Origin of the sequence: Aliarcobacter vitoriensis (genome assembly GCF_003316695.1) — a bacterium.
GTDB classification, from domain to species: domain Bacteria; phylum Campylobacterota; class Campylobacteria; order Campylobacterales; family Arcobacteraceae; genus Aliarcobacter; species Aliarcobacter vitoriensis.
This window is the reverse complement of the sequence record NZ_PDKB01000057.1, coordinates 1-365: the sequence shown is the minus strand read 5'-3', so window position 1 is coordinate 365 and position 365 is coordinate 1. Positions and strand designations below refer to the sequence as shown.

1 protein-coding gene is annotated in these 365 nt (G+C 30.4%); it reads right to left on the bottom strand.

Annotated features, from left to right (window positions below; all coding sequences use genetic code 11):
- Window positions 1–68 precede the first annotated feature (68 nt).
- Window positions 69–365 (bottom strand): hypothetical protein (locus CRU91_RS12340; protein ID WP_222718486.1); only part of this gene is annotated, 297 nt, incomplete at its 5' end.

The following is a 365-nucleotide window of genomic DNA, read 5'->3' as shown; positions in this document are numbered from 1 at the left end:
TATGTAAATTATGCTATCTTCTTCGATAGCTTTGAGATTATGTTCTTCTAGTACGCTATTTAGATTACTTAATACCGTACCCCCCCCCGAAACCTAACTTTTTGAGAATCTATACTTTTATCTTTCAAGTTATTAGCTTTTGAGATATATGTTACATTATATTTCTTTACTATATTCTCTACTGCTTCTTGCAAACTTATCTCTTTTGCATTTAACATTGTTCCACTTAACATCATTGATGTTACAACTGACATGAAAACGTACCCCCCCCCGAAACTCACTTTTTGCGAATCTATACTTTTATCTTTCAAGTTATTAGCTTTTGAAATATATGTTACATTATATTTCTTTACTATATTCTCTAC